Below are 19,467 nucleotides of genomic sequence, written 5' to 3' on the forward strand. Positions count from 1 at the left end.
CATACCGCGGTCCGGCCGCTATCCGCATTCACAATATCGTCTGCTCTAGTGTCCCTTTGGCGGCGCAGCCAGATCGACCGGCTTGATGATCAAGGCCAGCGGGATCATCACAAGGCCGATGATCGAGAGCATCCAGAACACGTCGATATAGGCGAGAAGATCGACCTGCCGCTGCAGGGTCTGGCCGACCCAGGCGATCGCCTGCGACGCCGCGTCCGATGCATTCGACCCCTGCGACTGGAAGTAGCGCGTCATCGTGTCGATGGTCTGCTGATATCCGAGATCGGACGGCGCGGCATGCTCGATCAGCCGGCTCTGGTGGAATTGCTGACGTTGCGCCAGTGCGGTCTGGGCCAGCGCGACGCCCATCGATCCGCCGATGTTGCGCGCGACATTGATCAGCGCCGAGGCCTGGTTGGTCTTGTCCGGCGGCACGCCGTCATAGGACGCCGTCGTAACCGGCAGAAACAGGAACGGAAGTCCTGCGGAGAGGAAGATCCGGGCGAGCGCGGCATAGCCATAGGTGATGTCGCCGTTCAGTCCGGTCAGATGCCACATCGAATATGCGACGATGCACCCGCCGACCGCGATCAGATATTTGGGCTGCACGCGGCTGACGAGATTGCCGACCACCGGCATCAGGATCAGCGTGACGATGCCGCCGGGCGACAACGCAAGCCCGGCAAGCAGCGCGGTATAGTTCAGCTCGGTCTGCAACAGTTGCGGTATCAGCTGCGTCGACGAGATCAGCACCGCGCCCGTGCACAGCATCACCAGAAAGCACGATCCGAACTGGCGGCGTCCGAGCAGGCGGAGGTCGATGATCGGGTCCTTGCGCGTCAGCTCCCAGGGGATCAGGGCGATCAAGCAGACTGCCGAAGCCAGTGCGAAGCCCGTGATCATGTCGGACCCGAACCAGTCCTTGCGCTGGCCTTCGTCGAGCACGAATTCGAGCGAGCCGAGCCCGATCGCGACCAGCACGAAACCGATGTAGTCGACGTGCAGGCCGTCCTTGAGCAGCTCCTTGCGCTCCTCTTCGGCGCCGGACGGCTCCTTGACCAGCGTCCCGACCAGGAACAGCGAGATCAAGCCCATGGGTACGTTGATCAGGAATATCCAGTGCCAGGTATAGGTGTCCGTGATCCAGCCGCCGAGTGTCGGCCCGATCACGGGGGCCACTACCACTGCGACGCCGTAGATCGCAAACGCCTGGCCACGCTTGGCCGGCGGAAAGGAGTCGGCGAGGATCGCCTGCTCGCTGGTCGCCATGCCGCCGCCGCCAAGGCCCTGGATGATCCGGAACAGGACCAGTGCCTCCAGGCTCCACGCGAGCCCGCACAGCAGCGAGGCGAATGCGAACGTGCCGACGCAGATCATGTAGAAGCGCTTGCGGCCAATCACGGTCGAGAGCCAACCCGAGATCGACAGCACGATCGCGTTGGCGACGAGATAGCTGGTGATGACATAGGTGCTCTCGTCGATGCCGACTGCGAGGCCTCCCGCGATATGGCGCAAGGCCACGTTGGCGATCGTGGTGTCCAGCACCTCCATGAACGTCGCGATCGAGACGACGAAGGCAATCAGATAGGGATTGTGTCCGCCGGCGGCCGACCGCTCCGGCGACCATGCTGCGCCGCCGCCTGCCGCAACGTCACTCATCGCACCCTGGTCCAGGGCACGACCGACATGCCCGGCCCGACCGGCACATCATCAGGCCAATTGTCGACCACGATCTTCACGGGAACGCGCTGCACGACCTTGACGAAATTGCCGGTCGCGTTCTCCGCCGGCAGCAGGCTGAACGCGGTGCCTGAGCCCGGCTGAACCGACGCCACATGGCCGGTGAGCTTGCGTCCCGGATAGGCATCGATCCTGATCTCGACCGGTTGGCCCGGGCGCATGTCGGTCAGTTGCGTTTCCTTGTAGTTGGCGGTGATCCAGACCTCGTCGGGCACCAGCATCATGACGCTCTGTGCCGGCGCGACAAAGGTACCGACCGCACCGCTCAGTTTGACGACGCGTCCGGACTGCGCCGCAGTGATGCGGGTATATTGCAGATTGAGCTTGGCCTGATCGAGCTGCGTCTGCGCCTGCTCCAGCGATGCCTTGCTGCTCTTCAGCTGGGCCTCGAGGGTCTTGACGCCGAGCTCGGCCGCGGTCACCGCCGTCCTCGCACGGCTCGCATTGGCTTGTTGAGCGTCGAGGTCGGAGCGTGTCTGCTGCTGGCGCTGCACCGTGCCTGCGCCCTTGTCGACGAGGTCTTGCGCGCGGGCGGCCTCCTGCTCGGCAAATTTCAATTGTGCTTCGGCCTGTTGCGCCTGCGCCCTGGCTTCCTTGATCTGCTCCTGCTGGCTGTCGATCTGCGCCTGGACGTTGCTGATATTGGCTTCGGCGACCGCCACCTGCGCGCTGGCCTGATCGACCGCGATCTTGTAGTCGCGCTCGTCGATCCTTGCGAGGAGATCGCCGGCATTGACGTGCTGGTTGTCGGTAACAGGGACTTCGACGACATAGCCGCCGACCTTTGCTGCCACGGCAAAGCTGCGCGCGGCCACAAAGGCGTCATCGGTCGATTCATAATGCCGGATATTGAGCCAGTAGACACCGCCAGCAACGAGCGCGAGCAGGAGCAGACAGGCTCCGGCTGTGGCAAGCATCCAGTGCTCGCGCAGCCGGTCGCGCATGGACCGCTTGCGCTCGGTCTCCTGCTGCGGTGAGGACATGTGGTCCGGCCGCGAGTTTTGCTCGGGGGCGCGCTCAGGCTGCCGCGGCTTTTCCGCGGACGGCCCGCGCTCTCGGGTTTGGGCATCCACGGCAGCACCTCAAGCTACGTACGGAGCAATCTGCCTCGTTAACCGCAGCGTCGAGTGCTTGGTTCCTGTTCCGTGAAATGCGCTACACGGCCCTGGAACTGACCAGCGGCTTGTGCGCGGCTGCCGACAGGTCGCGATAGGCCGCCGCTTCGCCAACCAGCGCCTTGAGCGGAACCGTGAGCCGGCAGATCAGACCCTCGACGCGCCAATCGAAGTCGGCCCGTCCGCCGAGCTGGGTCTCGATGCTGGCGATGACGCTTCTGGTGCCGAAACCCTTCTGCTTCGGCTTGGTCACCGGAGGCCCGCCGGATTCCACCCAGGCCAGGATCAGCATCTCGTCCTGCACTTCCCAGGTGATCGCGAGCCGGCCCGGGAGCACCGACAGGCTGCCATATTTGGCGGAGTTGGTGACGAGTTCGTGAAGCGCCAGCGCCAGCGTCTGCGCCGTCGCCGGCTGCAACTGCACCTCCGCGCCATCGATCTGGATCTGTCCCGCTTCGGAATAAGGTGCGATCTCCTCGGTCACCAGCCGCCGGATCTCGGCGCCCTGCCAGCTCGACAACGACAGCACGGTGTGAACGCGCGCCAGCGCCGTGATCCGGCCTTCGACCGCCCGCACATAGGCGGTGACGTTCTGCGCGCGCGTCAGCCGCACGATCGATTGCGCCAGCGCGAGCGCGTTCTTGGCGCGGTGGTCGACCTCGCGGGTCAACAGGCTCTGCCGTTCCTCGGCCTTCTTGCGATCGGTGATGTCGACGGTGACGCCGCTCACCCGCACCACCCTGCCGTTCCGGTCGCTGGTGGCCGCGGCCGTCCCGACGCACCAGCGCACCTCGCCGTCCGGCCGCATGACGCGGAATTCGGCTTCATAGGACGTCTGTCCCTTGCCGAACCCGGCCCAGGCTTGCCGCAGTTCCTCGACGTCGTCAGGGTGAAACAGTTGCTGGATGTTGTCCGACGTCAGCGCGAAGGATTTGGGGTCGACGCCGAAGATCTTGTATTGCCCCTCGTCCCACATCCAGTCGCCATTGACCCAATCCCAGTCCCACGAGCCCATCTTGCCCGCGGCAATCGCCATGCTGCGGCGCGCCTCGCTCTCGACCAGCCGGGTGGTCGACTGCTCAAGCTCGGCGGTGCGCGCACGCACGCGGTCCTCGAGCTCGGCATTGAGGCGTTCGAGCTGCCGTGTCTTGCGGTAGAGCTCGGCGAACACGCGGATCTTTGCGCGCAACACTTCCGGCACGACCGGCACCGGGACGTAGTCGACCGCGCCCATCTCATAGCCACGCAGCCGGTCGATGTCGCTGACCTGGATTGCCGAGATGAAGATCATCGCGGTCTTCTGAAAACGCGGATGCTCGCGGATCATCGCCGCGAGTTCGAAGCCGTCGAGCTCGGGCATGCAGACGTCGACCAGGATGACGGCGACTTCGTTCTTGAGTAGGAACTCGAGCGCCTCGCGGCCGGACGATGCCGCGACGAGCGTTTCGCCGAGCTCCTTCAGGATGACCTCATAGGCCAATAGCTTGGCCGGCTGGTCATCGACCAGAAGGATGTTTACCTTTTCATGGTCCATCATGTTCGATCGCCGATCAGCGATGCAACCACATGCGGATCGCCAGCAGCAGTTGCTCTGTGTTCACGGGTTTCGCCAGGTAGTCGGATGCGCCTGCTTCCAGGCATTTCTCGCGGTCACCTTTCATCGCCTTCGCGGTCAGCGCAATGATCGGCAGCCGCGCAAAGGCGGGGTTTTGCCGGATGGCGCCGATGGTCTGGTAACCGTCCATCTGCGGCATCATGATGTCCATCAGCACGATCGCGATTTTCGGATTGGATTCGACCAGCGAGATCGCCTCGTGACCGGTTGTCGCAGTCAACACCTTCATACCTCGCCGCTCAAGCACGCTCGACAGCGCGAAGATGTTGCGGGCGTCGTCATCGACCAGCAGCGCGGTCTTGCCAATAAGATCCTCATCGGAACTATTGAGCTTCTCCAGCATCCTCTGTTTTTCGACGGGCAATTCCGTGATCACACGGTGCAGGAACAGTGACGTTTCGTCGAGCAGACGCTCGGGCGACTCCACCCCCTTGACGACGATGCTGCGCGCCATCGTGTGCAGTTCCGCGTCCTCTTCCGCCGAGAGTTCCCGGCCCGTAAACACCACAACGGGAATATTGGAGAGCTTATCGTCCTTGCGGATCTGATCCAGCACCTCGAAACCGCTCATGTCGGGCAGGCGCAGATCGAGCACGACGCAGTCGCATGGATTTTCGCGGAGCGTGGACAGCGCCCCTGCCCCGGTGCCGCTGGTCACGATCTCGATATCCTCGTGCCCGAGCAGCTCGGTGATGCTGAGCTGCTCCGCCGCATTGTCCTCCACGATCAAGAGGCGTTTGCGACGCGGTCTCGCATATTCCTTGATCTGCGACAGTGCCGCGCTGACGCCTTCGGTCGTCGTCGGCTTGTTGACGAAGGAGAAGGCGCCGCGCGCCAGCGCATGTTGCCGGTCCTCGTCGAGCGTGATGATCTGGACGGGGATGTGCCGGGTCAGCGGATTGTGCTTGAGCTGGCTCAGCACGGTCCAGCCCAGCATGTCGGGCAGGAACACGTCGAGCGAGACCGCGCTCGGCTGGAACTGCTTGGCGAGATCGAGCGCCTCGGCGCCGCGGCTTGCGACCAGCACCTTGAAGCCCTTGTCGCGCGCGAGGTCGATCAGCACCCGCGCGTAATGCGGGTCGTCCTCGACGATCAGCAGGATGGTGTCGCCGGGCTCGAGCTCGTGCCGGTCATCCGGCAGTTGCTCGATCACCCGCTCCTGCGCGCCTGTCGCCTGCAACGACGGCGCCGGCGTGTGCGGCATCGGCAGCGGCGCCTGCGGGCGCAACGCCACGGACGGTCCGGCATATTTCAGCGGCAGATAGAGTATGAACGTCGAGCCCTTGCCGGGCGCGCTGCGCAGATGGATCTCGCCGCCGAGCAGGCTCGCCAGCTCACGGCTGATGGCAAGGCCGAGACCCGTGCCGCCGTATTTGCGGCTGGTGCCGGCATCGGCCTGCTGAAACGCCTCGAAGATCAGCTTCTGCTTGTCCTGGGGAATGCCGATGCCGGTATCCGAGACTTCGAACGCAACGACGGCGGGCGCGGCGTTCAGGATCGGATGCTCGGCGCTCCAGCCGCCGAGCGCGGCGGACACGGTCAGGCTGACGCCGCCGTCGGCGGTGAACTTGAACGCATTCGAGAGCAGGTTCTTGAGCACCTGCTGCAGCCGCTTGGAGTCGGTGACCATGCTGCGCGCGAGGTTGGAGTCGACATCGATGCTGAAGGAAAGATGCCGGTTCTCCGCCTCATGCCGGAACGGCCGTCCAACCGTTTCGAGCAGGCTCGAGGTGAGGATTTCCTCGGCGTCGACCGTCACTGTGCCGGATTCGATCTTGGACAGATCGAGGATGTCGCTGATCAGGTTCAACAGGTCGGTGCCGGCGCCGTGAATGGTGCGGGCGAACTCGACCTGCTTGCCGGTCAGATTGCCGTCCGGATTCTCGGTGAGCTGCTGGCCCAGGATCAGGATCGAGTTCAGCGGCGTCCGCAACTCGTGCGACATGTTGGCGAGGAATTCGGACTTGTACTTCGAGGTCAGCGACAGCTCGGTCGCCTTCTCTTCCAGCGCGCGCCGCGCCTGCTCGATTTCCTGGTTCTTGCGCTCGACGTCGACGTTGCGTTCGGCGAGCTGCTGGGCTTTCTGCTCGAGCTGGTCGTTGGTCTGCTGCAATTCCTTCTGCTGGGTCTGCAACTCGCCGGCGAGCTGCTGCGACTGTTTCAGCAGCGCCTCGGTCTGCATCGTCGCCTCGATACTGTTGAGCACGATGCCGATGCTGTCGGTAAGCTGTTCGAGGAAGGTGATCTGCGAGGTCGTGAACGAGGAGATCGAGGACAGCTCGATCACCGCCTTGACCTGGTTCTCGAACTGCACCGGGAACACGACGAGGTTTTTCGGCATGATCCGCATCAAGGCCGAATTGATCGGCACCGCATCGCCGGGAATATCCGAGACGAGGCGCTGGCGCTTGTCGAGCGCGCACTGGCCGATCAGTCCCTCGCCGAACTGCACGATCTGCGGATGCGGATTGCTGCTGTCGCTGGCATAGGCCGACAGGAGCCGCAGCTGCGCATTCTCGGGATTGTCGACCTGGTAGATCACGCCCATATGCGCGTTGATCAGCGGCGCCAACTCGGTCAGCAGCAGGCGGCCGACGGTCGCGAGATCGCGCTGGCCCTGCAACATGTTGGTGAAGCGCGCCAGATTGGTCTTCAGCCAGTCTTGCTCGGTGTTGCGCTCCGTGGTGAGACGGAGGTTGCCGATCATCGTGTTGATGTTGTCCTTGAGCTCCGCGACCTCGCCGCGCACGTCGACCTGGATCGAGCGCGTCAGGTCGCCCTTGGTCACGGCGGTCGCCACTTCCGCGATCGCACGCACCTGGGAGGTCAGGTTGGCCGCGAGCAGGTTGACGTTGCCGGTGAGGTCCTTCCAGGTGCCTTCGGTGCCGGGCACGTTGGCCTGACCGCCGAGCCGTCCCTCGACGCCGACTTCGCGCGCCACGCTGGTGACCTGTTCGGCGAAGGTCGCAAGCGTTTCCGTCATGTTGTTGATGGTGTCGGCGAGCGCGGCCACCTCACCCTTCGACTTCACCGTTAGATTTTGCTTCAGGTCGCCGTTGGCGACCGCGGTCACCACCTTGACGATGCCGCGCACCTGCTCGGTCAGGTTCGCCGCCATGACGTTGACGGTGTCGGTGAGGTCCTTCCAGGTGCCGGCAACGCCGCGCACCTCGGCCTGGCCGCCGAGCTTGCCCTCGGTGCCGACTTCGCGGGCGACGCGCGTCACCTCGCCGGCGAAGGCGTTGAGCTGGTCCACCATCGTGTTGATGGTGTTCTTCAGCTCAAGGATTTCGCCCTTCACGTCGACCGTGATCTTGCGCGACAGGTCGCCGCGCGCCACGGCGGTGGTCACTTCCGCGATGTTGCGGACCTGGGTGGTCAGGTTCGCGGCCAAGAGGTTGACGTTGTCGGTGAGGTCCTTCCAGGTGCCGCCGACGCCGGGCACCACGGCCTGGCCGCCGAGCCGTCCCTCGGTGCCGACCTCGCGCGCCACGCGCGTCACTTCGGCGGCGAACGAGCGCAGCTGCTCGACCATCGTGTTCAGGGTGTCCTTGAGCAGCAGGATCTCGCCGCGCACGTCCACTGTGATCTTCTTCGACAGGTCGCCGCCGGCGATCGCGCTCGCCACCTCGGCGATGTTGCGGACCTGCGCGGTCAGGTTCGACGCCATGAAGTTGACGTTGTCGGTGAGGTCCTTCCAGGTGCCGGCGACGCCGGGCACCTCGGCCTGGCCGCCGAGCTTGCCCTCGGTGCCGACCTCGCGCGCGACGCGCGTCACTTCGCCGGCAAAGCCGTTGAGCTGGTCGACCATCGTGTTGATGGTGTTCTTCAGCTCGAGAATTTCGCCCTTCACGTCGACCGTGATCTTGCGCGACAGGTCGCCGCGCGCCACGGCGGTCGTCACCTCGGCGATGTTGCGGACCTGCGCCGTCAGATTGCCGGCCATCGAGTTGACGTTGTCAGTCAGGTCCTTCCAGGTGCCGGCGACGCCGGGCACGTTGGCCTGGCCGCCGAGGCTGCCGTCGGTGCCGACCTCGCGCGCCACGCGCGTCACCTCGCCCGCGAAACGGTTGAGCTGGTCGACCATCGTGTTCAGCGTCTCCTTCAGCTGAAGGATCTCTCCGCGCACGTCGACCGTGATCTTGCGCGACAGGTCGCCGCCTGCGATTGCGGTTGCGACTTCCGCGATGTTGCGGACCTGCGCCGTGAGGTTACCGGCCATCGAGTTGACGCTGTCGGTCAGATCCTTCCAGGTGCCGGCGACGCCCGGCACCTCGGCCTGGCCGCCGAGCTTGCCGTCGGTGCCGACCTCGCGCGCCACGCGCGTCACCTCGCCCGCGAAGGCGTTGAGCTGGTCGACCATCGTGTTGAGCGTTTCCTTCAGCTGAAGGATTTCGCCGGACACATTCACCGTGATCTTTTTCGACAGGTCGCCCTTCGCGACCGCGGTCGCGACCTCGGCGATGTTGCGGACTTGCGCCGTCAGGTTCGAGGCCATCGAGTTGACACTGTCGGTCAGGTCTTTCCAGGTGCCGGCGACGCCGCGCACTTCGGCCTGGCCGCCGAGCTTGCCTTCGGTGCCGACCTCGCGCGCCACGCGCGTCACTTCGCCGGCGAAGGCGTTGAGCTGGTCCACCATCGTGTTGATGGTGTCCTTCAGCTCGAGGATTTCGCCGCGCACGTCGACCGTGATCTTCTTCGACAGGTCGCCATTGGCGACCGCTGTCGTGACGCCGGCGATGTTGCGGACCTGCGCCGTCAGGTTCGACGCCATGAAGTTGACGTTGTCGGTCAGGTCCTTCCAGGTGCCGGCGACGCCGAGCACGTTGGCCTGGCCGCCGAGCTTGCCTTCGGTGCCGACCTCGCGCGCCACGCGCGTCACTTCCGACGCGAAGGCGTTGAGCTGGTCGACCATCGTGTTGAGCGTTTCCTTCAGCTGAAGGATTTCGCCCGACACGTTCACCGTGATCTTCTTCGACAGGTCGCCGCCGGCGATCGCGGTCGCGACGTCGGCGATGTTGCGGACCTGCGCGGTCAGGTTCGACGCCATGAAGTTGACGTTGTCGGTCAGGTCCTTCCAGGTGCCGGCGACGCCGGGTACCTGGGCCTGGCCGCCGAGCTTGCCCTCGGTGCCGACCTCGCGCGCCACGCGCGTCACTTCCGAGGCAAACGAATTGAGCTGGTCGACCATCGTGTTGATGGTGTCCTTCAGCTCGAGGATTTCACCGCTGACGTCGACCGTGATCTTGCGCGACAGGTCGCCGCGCGCCACGGCCGTGGTCACGTTGGCGATGTTGCGGACCTGAGCGGTCAGGTTGCCGCACATCGCGTTCACGGAGTCGGTGAGGTCCTTCCAGGTGCCGGCGACGCCCGGCACGATCGCCTGGCCGCCGAGCTTGCCGTCGGTACCGACTTCGCGCGCCACGCGCGTCACTTCCGATGCGAATGAACGCAGCTGATCGACCATCGTGTTGATGGCCTCCTTCAGCTGCAGGATCTCGCCGCGTACGTCGACCGTGATCTTCTTCGACAAGTCGCCGTTGGCGACCGCGATCGTCACCTCGGCGATGTTGCGGACCTGGCCGGTCAGGTTGTTGGCCATCGAGTTGACGCTCTCGGTCAGGTCCTTCCAGACGCCGGTCACCTCCGGCACCTGGGCCTGGCCACCGAGCTTGCCTTCGGTGCCGACTTCGCGGGCCACGCGCGTCACTTCCGAGGTAAAAACCGAGAGCTGCTTGATCATCGTGTTGACGATGTTCGCAGACTGCAGGAATTCGCCGCGCAGCGGCCTGCCCTCCACGTCGAGCTGCACGGTCTGCAGCAAGTCGCCCTGCGCGACCGCTGCGACCGCGCGGGTGACTTCGCGGGTCGGCCACAAGAGATCGTCGATCAGCGTGTTGACCGAGCTTTCCATGTCAGCCCACGCGCCACTGGCGAGGCCGAAATTGACGCGCTGGCGGGTCTGTCCTTCGCGGCCGACGACCTGCCCGACGCGCGCCAATTGCTGCGCCATGCGCTCGTTGGCGGCGGCGATTTCGTTGAAGGCGTCCGCGATCTTGCCGTCGATACCGAGATAATCGCCACGCATCCGCACCGAGAAGTCGCCGCCGCGCATCGCCTGCAGCGACTGCAGCAGATCGTGCGAGGAATCGAGACTTCCATTCGATGATTGGGCGCGGCGTGTATCAGCACGGGGACGAGGCGGCGAACCGAGATCGGTCATGGAATTTCCCCTACGCGCTGGCTACGAATCCGGGGACTCGGGAAAGCCAGTGTGACCATAAGAATGACTGCCTTGGATCTATTCAAGCGGGAAAACGCCAAAACCGCGATTTGTGACGCAAACCGAGTGGCTTAATGGTGAATGGAACCAAAAGTTCCAATGACGAATGAAACTTTTTCGCGAAACGTTGCTAGCGATCTGCCGGCCAGGTTCGCCGCACCAATTGCACCCGTTCGATGCGGCTGCATTGCTCGCAGCGATACTGAAGAATGTCCCTGCCCTCGCTGCCTGGAGAGCTGCTCTCAAGCCGCATCGTCCTGACGCAGCTGATGCAGGAGATCAGCGTCAGCAGCGGGCTACGATCGTCATTCATCGATGCCCGCGGTGGCGCGGTCGGATCGGTGATCATGGCGCTGGGCGATGCTATGGTGTCGGCTCTCACCACAACAAAATGCCGATCCTGCGGCACAGGTTCCGGCCTGGAAACCCGATTTAGGCTCGAGGCGGCGCGTCGGCCCTGGTTCAGCCGAGCGGCGGGATCACACCCTGGCGTTGCCGTGGCCCGGTTTGGGCTTGGCCTTATCCGGCCTGGTCTTGTTCAGCTTGGCCTTGTCCGGCTTGGCCGTCGCGATCGGGCGATCCGCATAGCTTCGGCTCAGCCGCTCGCGAACGGTCGGGAGGCGCTCGCCGCCACCAGCGGCTTTCCATCGGCCGATCAGCTCGGTGACTTCGGCGCGCATTGCCATCAGCCGGTAGGAGGCTTCGCTGCAATCCAGGTCGCGGTTTACCTGGTCCCGGATCGACGCTTCGATCAAGGTCATCTCAGCCCGCAAAGTGCTGATCCTGCGACGAATTTCATTGATCTTGTTGTCCATGGCTTATTAGAACAAAAATAGAACATATTGTCAAGTCACGATCCGGCAAGCGAGGTGGACGATGAGCATGGCAGCGGTGAAATTTGGCGGGGTTGCGGACCGGCTCGGCGGGCTGATGTCGCGCGCCCAGGCGCTGCGGTTGAGGAGCCTCGCCGAGGAGGCCTATCAGCCGAACCAATACGCGCGCGACCTGACGTCAGAGGAAGCCGAACGGCGCATCGATGCCCTGCGGGCGGAGATTGCGCTGGCGGACTCGTTCTGACCCCCAGCCGGCCGAGCCGGACAACTCCCTTAAGGCTTTGATAGAGCGGCGCAGCTAGGTCTGTTCTGTTATGGCTGCATGACCTTTGGGGGAGCCTTTCGTGCTGGAGCTGGAGAAGCGGTCGCCGCTCGCGTTCCCGATCACGCTGAAAGACGGGCGCATCCTCGCGACGGTCGGCGATGCCGCGGACTATCTGTCAACGCTGAACGCCGATCAGCGCGAGCGCGGCTATTGGAAGACGGCGATCTTGATGTTCAACAACGCGATGCGCGAACCCAGCTATCTGAGGATCGCAACGATCAACATGCGCTCTGCCCTTGTGTATGACCGCCTCGCCGACGACGTCGGCCCGTGATTGTGGCGTGGCAGCTACAGCCGAATCGGCGGTGGTTGCGTAGGGCCGTCTTCGTTATGGCCGCAAACAAGGTAACGGCGGTACACGCGACGGCCGGGCGCGCAATGCACTTCGGCCGCACTCTCGGGCCGCCTCAGAGGGTCAAGGCGGCCCATTTCTTTTCAAAGCAATTTTGCGCGGACGAACAACGTCCGCAACGCGTTGGTCGCTTGCACCGTCAGCATCGCGTTCCCCGCGGCGCGTTCCAGCGCAACCAGCGCTTCGTCATGCAGCGAGCGGAACTCCATCCATTCGACGGCGCTGAGATTGCTGATGAAGCGGTAGGCCTGGCCGACGGTCGCGAGCGTCACCGTCTCGCCGTTCAGCCGCACCTGGAATATCGCCTTCAGCGGTGTATCGGATTTGGAAACGTCACCCATGGCGGGGTTGTGCTCCGCGCCGCGTTAATGTCAATCTAATTTCTCTGCGCCCGCGCAGGTCCGCCTGCCCCACTGAATCGCATTGTCTGTTAGCGTTTCGTGGGGGTGATTCGTGCCTGATCTTGCCAACACAGCCTATCTCGATGCGCTCAATTCCGAGCAGCGCCGCGCCGTCGAGCACGGCGTCGGCAAGGATTGCATCGTGGGCGCGCCGCTGCTGGTGATCGCGGGCGCGGGCTCCGGCAAGACCAACACGCTCGCCCATCGCGTCGCACATCTGATCGTCGCGGGCGCCGATCCACGCCGCATCCTGTTGATGACCTTTTCGCGGCGCGCCGCCGCCGAGATGGCAGGCCGCGTCGAGCGCATCGCACGGCGCGTGCTGGGCGACCGCGCCTCGATCATGACCGATGCGCTGAACTGGGCCGGCACGTTCCATGGCATCGGCGCGCGGCTGCTGCGCGAATTCGCCGAGCGCATCGCCCTCGACCCGGCCTTCACGATCCATGACCGCGAGGACTCCGCCGATCTGATCAACCTGGTCCGCCATGACCTCGGTTTCTCCCGCACCGAAAGCCGGTTCCCGACCAAGGGCACCTGCCTTGCGATCTACTCGCGTTGCGTGAATGCGGAGATGCCGATCGAGGCCGTACTCGGCCAGTTCTTCCCGTGGTGCTCCGGCTGGGCGGGCGAGCTGAAGCAATTGTTCGCGGCCTATGTCGAAGCCAAGCAGCGGCAGAACGTGCTCGATTACGACGACCTACTGCTCTACTGGGCGCAGATGGTGACCGACCCGGCGCTGGCCGAGGAGATCGGCGGCCGCTTCGACCATGTGATGGTCGACGAATATCAGGACACCAACCGCCTGCAGTCCTCGATCCTGCTCGCGCTCAAGCCGGCAGGACGCGGGCTCACCGTGGTCGGCGACGACGCGCAGTCGATCTATTCGTTCCGCGCCGCGACCGTGCGCAACATCCTGGACTTCCCGGCGCAATTCAGCCCAGCCGCCGAGATTGTCACGCTCGATCGCAACTATCGCTCGACCCAGCCGATCCTGTCGGCCGCCAATGGCGTGATCTCGCTTGCCAAGGAACGCTTCACCAAGAACCTGTGGACCGACCGGACCTCGACCCGCAAGCCGTTGTTGGTCACGATCCGCGACGAGGCCGATCAGGCGCGCTACATCGTCGAGCAGGTGCTGGCCAATCGAGAGGAAGGCACGCTGTTGAAGCATCAGGCGGTGCTGTTCCGCACCTCCTCGCACAGCGGACCGCTCGAGGTCGAGCTGACCCGCCGCAACATTCCGTTCGTGAAGTTCGGTGGCCTCAAATTCCTCGATGCCGCACACGTCAAGGACATGCTGGCGCTGCTGCGTTTCACGGCCAATCCGCGCGACCGGGTCGCCGGCTTTCGCATCCTGCATCTGTTACCCGGCGTCGGGCCGGCCTCGGCGCAGCGGGTGCTCGACCACATGGCCGAGGCCGCCGATCCGATCGCCGCGCTCGCCGCGCTGCCGGCCCCGCCCCGCGCCGGCGCCGACTGGCGGCTGTTCGTCGAGGCGATCGAGAATCTCCGCTACTCGGAATGGCCCGTCGACATCGAGCGCGCGCGCCTGTGGTACGAGCCCCATCTCGATCGCATCCATGAGGACAGCGAGGTTCGCCGCGCCGACCTCATCCAGCTCGAGCAGATTGCCGCCGGCTATCCGTCGCGCGAACGCTTCCTCACCGAGCTCACGCTCGATCCGCCCGACGCGACCAGCGATCAGGCCGGCGTGCCCCTGCTCGACGAGGATTACCTGATCCTGTCGACCATCCATTCCGCCAAGGGACAGGAGTGGAAGTCGGTCTATGTGCTCAACGTCGTCGACGGCTGCATGCCTTCCGACCTCGGCGCCGGCACCTCGGCCGAACTCGAGGAGGAGCGCCGCCTGCTCTATGTCGCCATGACCCGCGCCAAGGACGATCTGCATCTGATGGTGCCGCAGCGCTTCTTCGTCCACGGCCAGGCCGCCAAGGGCGACCGGCACATGTACGCCTCGCGTACCCGCTTCATCCCGGAACGGCTGCTGCCGATGTTCGAGCGGACCACGTGGCCACGGGCCGCCGCAGCGCAGGCTTCCTCCGCCAGCCGCGCGCCGCCGATCGACATCGGCGCCCGGATGCGCGGCATGTGGCGCTGACGAAAATCTTGGCGACGCCCGGAACGAAGCCGCCGGCCACGCGTTGAGGCGACGTTCGTAATCGGCAAACGACCATCCCCGACGGCTTCGGCGCGGTGCTCCGCGCGGGAGCCGTCGTTTTGTTGCGCCGCGTCAATTCACGCAGGAAACAGCGTAACCGGCTGGTCGAAGCCCTTCAGGGTGTAATCGGAACCGGCCGCCGTGATCATGTCGCGGGTTCGATCCCGTACCGCCGTCGTGACCAGGATCTCGCCGGACTTCGCCATCGCCTGGGCGCGTGCCGCGCGATTGACCACGGTGCCGATCGCTGTCAGGTCGCGATGGCTCTTGCCGAACTCACCGAAATTGGTGTCGCCGCTGTCGATACCGATGCCAATGCCGATCTCGACATCGCCGGCGCCGATCGTGCGCACCAACGCGTCGTGCCGGTCGCGAAAGCTGCGCTGGATGTCACGCGCCGTCTGCAGGGCGCGCGCGGCATGGTCGTCCCGCTTCACTGGAAAATTGAAGATCGCAAACACCGCATCGCCGATCGTCTTGTTGAGCAGGCCGTCATAGCGCCAGATCGCGGCCGCACAGTCGTCGTAGAACGCATCCAGCAGCGACGTCAGCCCCTCCTGCGCGATGGTCTGGGTCAGCGTGGTGTAGCCCCGCAGGTCGGCGAACATCACAGTGGCATCGATGGTCACGGCGCGCGCCTTCATGACCTTCGAGAACGCCATCTCGCAGATCGTGCAGGTGTTCGGGTTCATGCGGCTTGGCTTGATGCCGAACAGGCGGAACGGCGCCGACAACGGGCCGCGCAAGGGGATCGGCATATGGAGGTTCTGCCAGCAACCGAGGCAGATCGATGCAGGTTCCGGAGTCATCGGCGTATCACCTGCTGTTCCAGCGACGAAGTCCACCCCACCGTAGCACGGTCGACCACGAGCGCCCCAACCGAAATTGCCGGCACTCAGGCCGGCTTGACGAAGCTCACTCCAATCCGGGTCTTCTTGCTCCAGATCACCTGGCACTCGTGGACAACCGAGGCGTCGCGGGCCATCACCAGGCGGAATCTGTGCGGGACGAAGGCCGAATTCTCGACCTCGATGGCCGCCCCTTCCGGCGATATGTTCACGATCGTGCAATGCATGACCGAACCGCCCGACGAGACATAGCCGGGTTCATTGACCTCGGTTCGCGGATGCCTGCGCTTTTCGTCCACCCGGACTGCCTCCTCCACCTCTCTTCACGTGAACGTGGGCGATCGGCATTGCCGGAGTCAACGGCTGGCGCGGCCCACATCAGGCTTTCGCACCACGATTTGTGCGCAGCAGTAAGCCGAAATGCGTATCGCCTCCGCGCAGATGAGCCCCGCGTCGGCGCGGGCTTGCCGTTCGCGACGGCGCGAGGATAGCCTCATCTGATGGGCGATGCGCTGGCGCGACGCACGCTCCCAACAACAATGAACAGGCGCCATGGGGAGACGCGCCATGTTCGAGATTCTCGATCGCCGGACGACTCTGACCGGCAACCAGATCAAGATCCTTGCGGCGGCTATCATCGGCGATGCGCTGGAATTCTTCGACTACTTCCTGATCGGCTTTGTGCTCGCCTTCCTGATCGGACCGTGGAAACTGACCTTCGGCCAGTCGGCCACCGTGCTGATGAGTTCCGGCATCGGCGCCATCATCGGCGCCTATCTCTGGGGCTGGCTCGCCGACCGGGTCGGGCGCCGCATCGTCTTCATCGGCACGGTGCTGAATTTCTCGATCGCGACCGGCCTGCTCTATTTCACGCCCGACAATGGCTGGGTTTACCTCGCGATCCTGCGCTTCTTCGTCGGCACCGGCGTCGGCGGGCTCTATTGCGTCGACCTGCCGCTGGTGCAGGAGTTCATGCCCTCGCATAAGCGCGGCTGGGTCGGCGGGCTCGTCACCTGCGTGATCCCGCTCGGCGTCGGCCTCGGCGCCGTGCTCGGCGCGATCATGGGCACCGATCAGTGGCGGCTGTTGTTTGCGATCGGCGTGCTGCCGGCGGTCCTGGTGCTGCTGGTCAGGCTCTGGGTGCCGGAGTCGCCGCGCTGGCTGTGCCGGCAGGGACGCTATGACGAGGCCCGCAAGTCGCTGGCCTGGGCCCTCGAGGTGCCGCCATCGGAGCTGCCGTTGCCCAGCGCGGCCGATGCCGGCCCGATCGTCACGACCAGTTGGTTCGACCTGTTCAAATATCCGCGCAGCCTGATCGTCTCCTGGCTCGGCAACGCCGGCGCGCAGACCGGCGTCTACGGCATCACGCTGTGGGCGCCCGCCCTGTTCGTGCTGCTGCTGAAAGTCACGCCGCAGCAGGCCGCCAAGATGATGATCCTGCTCAGCGTCACCGGCTTCGTCGGCCGCATCTCGTTTTCTTATTTCTCGGAGTTGCTGGGACGACGCGTGGCGGGGGGCCTGCTCGGCTTCGGCGCCGGCGCGCTGACCATCATTGCCGGCTATCACTACGACGCGACGCTGCTCGGAATGTCGGCATTCTGGCTGCTGCTCGGCGCCGCCTTCTTCTTCGCCGACGGCGGCTTTGCGATCGTTGGGCCCTATGCGGCTGAGGTCTGGCCGTCGCATCTGCGCACGACTGGCATGGGGTCGGCCTACGGCTTCGGCGGCATCGGCAAGATCATCGGGCCGGTCGGCCTCGCATTGATCGTCGGCTCGAACAACTACCTCAAGCCGGACGTGCCGCTGACCCAGATCCCGACCGCCTTCGTCTATCTCGGCTGCTGGTTCCTGATGGCGGGCGCGGTCTACCTGTTCTTCGGGCTTGAGACGCGGGGCAAGTCGATCGAGCAGATCGACAAGGAGCTCAACGCGACGGCCGATGTCGCGGCCTCCGCAACGATCCGGCGCGCCTGAGGGAGGCGGACATGGACACGACTTCTGCGGATCTCGCCGGCGATCGTGACGTGATCGCCCGCGCCGAGGCGATCAGGGACGCGGTTGCGGCCGCCGCCGATGAGATCGAAACAACCCGCCGGCTGCCGCCCGATTTGCTCGACCGGCTGCATGGAGCGCAGCTGTTCCGCATGCTGCTGCCCCGCTCGACCAACGGGATCGAGACCGATCCCGTCACCTTCTTCCATACCATCGAGACCATCGCCAAGGCCGATGCCTCGACGGCGTGGTGCCTGAGCCAGGCCGGCGGCTGTGCGATGTCGGCGGCCTATCTCGATCTGCCGGTCGCGCAGGAGATGTTTGCCGACCCGCGCGCGGTGCTGGCCTGGGGCCCCGGCCCGAAGGTCAAGGCGATCGAATGCGAGGGCGGCTACCGGGTCACCGGCGTCTGGTCGTTCGCGTCAGGCGGACGGCACGCCACGTGGCTCGGCGCGCACTGCCCGGTCTATGCCGCGGACGGCTCGCCGCGCCACGACGCCAATGGCGAGCAAATCGAACGCACCATGCTGGTGCGGACCGAAGACGTCGAATGGACCGATATCTGGAACACGGTCGGGCTGCGCGGCACCGCCAGCGACCAGTTCGCGCTCAACGATTTCTTCGTTCGCGCGGACCATTCGATCACCCGCGAATTCGATCGCGAATGCCGCGAGAATGGTCCGCTGTACCGGATGAGCAACCACACCTGCTACCAGGTCGGTTTCGCCGGGGTCGCCTGCGGCATTGCCCGCAGCGCGCTGGACAATTTCGTCGACGTTGCCCGCAACAAGGTGCCGCGCGGGATGAAGAAGACGCTGCGCGACAATGCCGTGGTGCAATCCGGCCTCGCCCAGGCCGAGGTCAATCTGCGCGCCGCCCGCGCTTTCCTCCTGCAATCGATGGCGGACATCTGGAAGGACCTGGTTGCCGGCCACAGCATCACGGTCGCACAGCGCATGACGATCCGGATGGCGGCGACCCACGCCATCCATAAGGCGCGGGAGGCCGTCGACTTCGCCTACAACACGGCCGGCGCCACCGCGATCTTCGACGGCCATCCGTTGGAGCGGCGCTTCCGCGACATCCATACCGTGACGCAGCAACTGCAGGGCCGCTTCAGTCATTTCGAGACCGTCGGCGCCTGGATGCTGGGTGTCGAGGCCGACCTCAGCTTCGTCTGAACTCTCAAGGAGAAGAACCATGCCATTGGGCGGACTGCAGCATTTCACCATCGAACCGCAGGACCTTGAGCGCACCAAGGAGTTCTATTGCGATGTGCTCGGGCTCGAGAATGGCGACCGTCCGCCGCTCGATTTCCCGGGCTACTGGCTCTATTCCGGCGGCCAGGCCACTGTCCATTTGATGGGCACCCGCAAGCCGCGCGACGGCATCGTCGTGCGCGGCACCGAGAAGAAATACGAAGACACCGGCCGCCTCGACCACATCGCCTTTGCCGCAACCGACGTCGAAGGCGTGCGCAAGCGCCTGCAGTCGAAGAACGTCACGTTCCGCGAGCAGATCGTGCCGCGCACCGGCGACACCCAGATCTTCCTCTACGATCCCGACGGCGTCGGCGTGGAGCTGAACTTCCCCAAGAGCTGATCCGGAAGGAGCTGAAGCGGCCTGCGCCGGATTACCTTGCTCGACAAATGGCTGACGCAAGCGTCGGCCAAGATTTCCCATCGCGAAAGGGGTTCCCGACAAGGCCCTGACTCGGCCATCACTCGGGCGTGATCCGGTCGGTTTTTCTTCAACATTGAATGACGAATTAACCGGGCCGC

The 19,467-nt window shown here is 64.7% G+C and carries 14 protein-coding genes; 6 read left to right on the plus strand and 8 right to left on the minus strand.

What is annotated here, in order from left to right; translation table 11 throughout:
* Positions 1–45: 45 nt before the first annotated feature.
* From FBZ93_RS11025 to FBZ93_RS11050, 5 genes are all read right to left on the minus strand, one after another.
* Positions 46–1,659, minus strand: a complete 1,614-nt coding sequence (locus FBZ93_RS11025) for a DHA2 family efflux MFS transporter permease subunit (RefSeq protein ID WP_146985913.1) — start codon at positions 1,657–1,659, stop codon at positions 46–48.
* Positions 1,656–2,723: an HlyD family secretion protein gene (locus FBZ93_RS11030; RefSeq protein ID WP_433995396.1), complete on the minus strand. Its 1,068-nt coding sequence runs from the start codon at positions 2,721–2,723 to the stop codon at positions 1,656–1,658. Before FBZ93_RS11030 ends, FBZ93_RS11025 begins: the two co-directional genes overlap by 4 nt.
* 172 nt (positions 2,724–2,895) lie before the next feature.
* Positions 2,896–4,389, minus strand: coding sequence for a sensor histidine kinase (locus FBZ93_RS11035; RefSeq protein WP_146986042.1), 1,494 nt, complete (start codon positions 4,387–4,389; stop codon positions 2,896–2,898).
* Positions 4,390–4,405: 16 nt separating this feature from the next.
* Positions 4,406–10,693 carry a HAMP domain-containing protein gene (locus tag FBZ93_RS11040; RefSeq protein ID WP_433995397.1) on the minus strand — a complete coding sequence of 2,096 codons (6,288 nt, stop codon included), beginning with the start codon at positions 10,691–10,693 and terminating at the stop codon, positions 4,406–4,408.
* A 539-nt stretch (positions 10,694–11,232) separates the two neighbouring features.
* Positions 11,233–11,568 carry a hypothetical protein gene (locus FBZ93_RS11050; protein ID WP_146985916.1) on the minus strand — a complete coding sequence of 112 codons (336 nt, stop codon included), beginning with the start codon at positions 11,566–11,568 and terminating at the stop codon, positions 11,233–11,235.
* A gap of 61 nt (positions 11,569–11,629) precedes the next feature.
* On the opposite strand from FBZ93_RS11050, the gene FBZ93_RS11055 reads away from it, so the two are divergent.
* Both FBZ93_RS11055 and FBZ93_RS11060 read left to right on the plus strand, forming a co-directional pair.
* Positions 11,630–11,830 (plus strand): DUF3072 domain-containing protein, encoded by a 201-nt coding sequence (locus FBZ93_RS11055; RefSeq protein WP_050423694.1) that lies wholly within the window; start codon positions 11,630–11,632, stop codon positions 11,828–11,830.
* 100 nt (positions 11,831–11,930) lie between these two features.
* A complete protein-coding gene (locus tag FBZ93_RS11060; RefSeq protein WP_146985918.1) occupies positions 11,931–12,185 on the plus strand; it encodes a hypothetical protein in 255 nt (84 codons plus the stop codon).
* A gap of 161 nt (positions 12,186–12,346) precedes the next feature.
* On the opposite strand, the gene FBZ93_RS11065 is transcribed toward FBZ93_RS11060, so the two are convergent.
* Positions 12,347–12,604, minus strand: coding sequence for a hypothetical protein (locus FBZ93_RS11065; RefSeq protein ID WP_074127113.1), 258 nt, complete (start codon positions 12,602–12,604; stop codon positions 12,347–12,349).
* A 112-nt stretch (positions 12,605–12,716) separates the two neighbouring features.
* On the opposite strand from FBZ93_RS11065, the gene FBZ93_RS11070 reads away from it, so the two are divergent.
* On the plus strand, positions 12,717–14,786 hold the full coding sequence (locus FBZ93_RS11070; protein ID WP_146985920.1) for an ATP-dependent helicase: 2,070 nt from the start codon (positions 12,717–12,719) through the stop codon (positions 14,784–14,786).
* Positions 14,787–14,923: 137 nt separating this feature from the next.
* Here FBZ93_RS11070 and FBZ93_RS11075 read toward each other — a convergent pair whose 3' ends face one another.
* Together FBZ93_RS11075 and FBZ93_RS11080 are read right to left on the minus strand one after the other, a co-directional pair.
* Positions 14,924–15,655 carry an adenylate/guanylate cyclase domain-containing protein gene (locus FBZ93_RS11075; protein ID WP_146985922.1) on the minus strand — a complete coding sequence of 244 codons (732 nt, stop codon included), beginning with the start codon at positions 15,653–15,655 and terminating at the stop codon, positions 14,924–14,926.
* A gap of 86 nt (positions 15,656–15,741) precedes the next feature.
* Positions 15,742–15,993: a PilZ domain-containing protein gene (locus tag FBZ93_RS11080; RefSeq protein WP_146985923.1), complete on the minus strand. Its 252-nt coding sequence runs from the start codon at positions 15,991–15,993 to the stop codon at positions 15,742–15,744.
* A 268-nt stretch (positions 15,994–16,261) separates the two neighbouring features.
* Here FBZ93_RS11080 and FBZ93_RS11085 point away from each other — a divergent pair, with 268 nt between their 5' ends.
* Genes FBZ93_RS11085 through FBZ93_RS11095 form a run of 3 tightly spaced genes read left to right on the plus strand, consistent with a single transcriptional unit; the run spans position 16,262 to position 19,288 of the window.
* Positions 16,262–17,668, plus strand: coding sequence for an MFS transporter (locus FBZ93_RS11085; RefSeq protein ID WP_146985925.1), 1,407 nt, complete (start codon positions 16,262–16,264; stop codon positions 17,666–17,668).
* 11 nt (positions 17,669–17,679) lie between these two features.
* Entirely contained in the window at positions 17,680–18,867 is a 1,188-nt protein-coding gene (locus FBZ93_RS11090; RefSeq protein WP_146985927.1) for an acyl-CoA dehydrogenase family protein, read from the plus strand.
* A 19-nt stretch (positions 18,868–18,886) separates the two neighbouring features.
* Positions 18,887–19,288, plus strand: a complete 402-nt coding sequence (locus FBZ93_RS11095; protein ID WP_146985929.1) for a VOC family protein — start codon at positions 18,887–18,889, stop codon at positions 19,286–19,288.
* The last annotated feature ends 179 nt before the right edge of the window (positions 19,289–19,467 follow it).

Origin of the sequence: Bradyrhizobium macuxiense (assembly GCF_007993935.1) — a bacterium.
GTDB classification, from domain to species: Bacteria; Pseudomonadota; Alphaproteobacteria; order Rhizobiales; family Xanthobacteraceae; genus Bradyrhizobium; species Bradyrhizobium macuxiense_A.

Excerpts from the sequence above, each read along its gene's own strand:
- FBZ93_RS11025 (WP_146985913.1), bottom strand. The coding sequence starts at position 1,659 with ATGAGTGACGTTGCGGCAGGCGGCGGCGCAGCATGGTCGCCGGAGCGG.
- FBZ93_RS11050 (WP_146985916.1), bottom strand. The coding sequence starts at position 11,568 with ATGGACAACAAGATCAATGAAATTCGTCGCAGGATCAGCACTTTGCGG.
- FBZ93_RS11090 (WP_146985927.1), top strand. The coding sequence starts at position 17,680 with ATGGACACGACTTCTGCGGATCTCGCCGGCGATCGTGACGTGATCGCC.
- FBZ93_RS11095 (WP_146985929.1), top strand. The coding sequence starts at position 18,887 with ATGCCATTGGGCGGACTGCAGCATTTCACCATCGAACCGCAGGACCTT.
- FBZ93_RS11035 (WP_146986042.1), bottom strand. The coding sequence starts at position 4,389 with ATGGACCATGAAAAGGTAAACATCCTTCTGGTCGATGACCAGCCGGCC.
- FBZ93_RS11030 (WP_433995396.1), bottom strand. The coding sequence starts at position 2,723 with ATGTCCTCACCGCAGCAGGAGACCGAGCGCAAGCGGTCCATGCGCGAC.
- FBZ93_RS11065 (WP_074127113.1), bottom strand. The coding sequence starts at position 12,604 with ATGGGTGACGTTTCCAAATCCGATACACCGCTGAAGGCGATATTCCAG.
- FBZ93_RS11085 (WP_146985925.1), top strand. The coding sequence starts at position 16,262 with ATGTTCGAGATTCTCGATCGCCGGACGACTCTGACCGGCAACCAGATC.
- FBZ93_RS11075 (WP_146985922.1), bottom strand. The coding sequence starts at position 15,655 with ATGACTCCGGAACCTGCATCGATCTGCCTCGGTTGCTGGCAGAACCTC.
- FBZ93_RS11040 (WP_433995397.1), bottom strand. The coding sequence starts at position 10,693 with ATGACCGATCTCGGTTCGCCGCCTCGTCCCCGTGCTGATACACGCCGC.
- FBZ93_RS11055 (WP_050423694.1), top strand. The coding sequence starts at position 11,630 with ATGAGCATGGCAGCGGTGAAATTTGGCGGGGTTGCGGACCGGCTCGGC.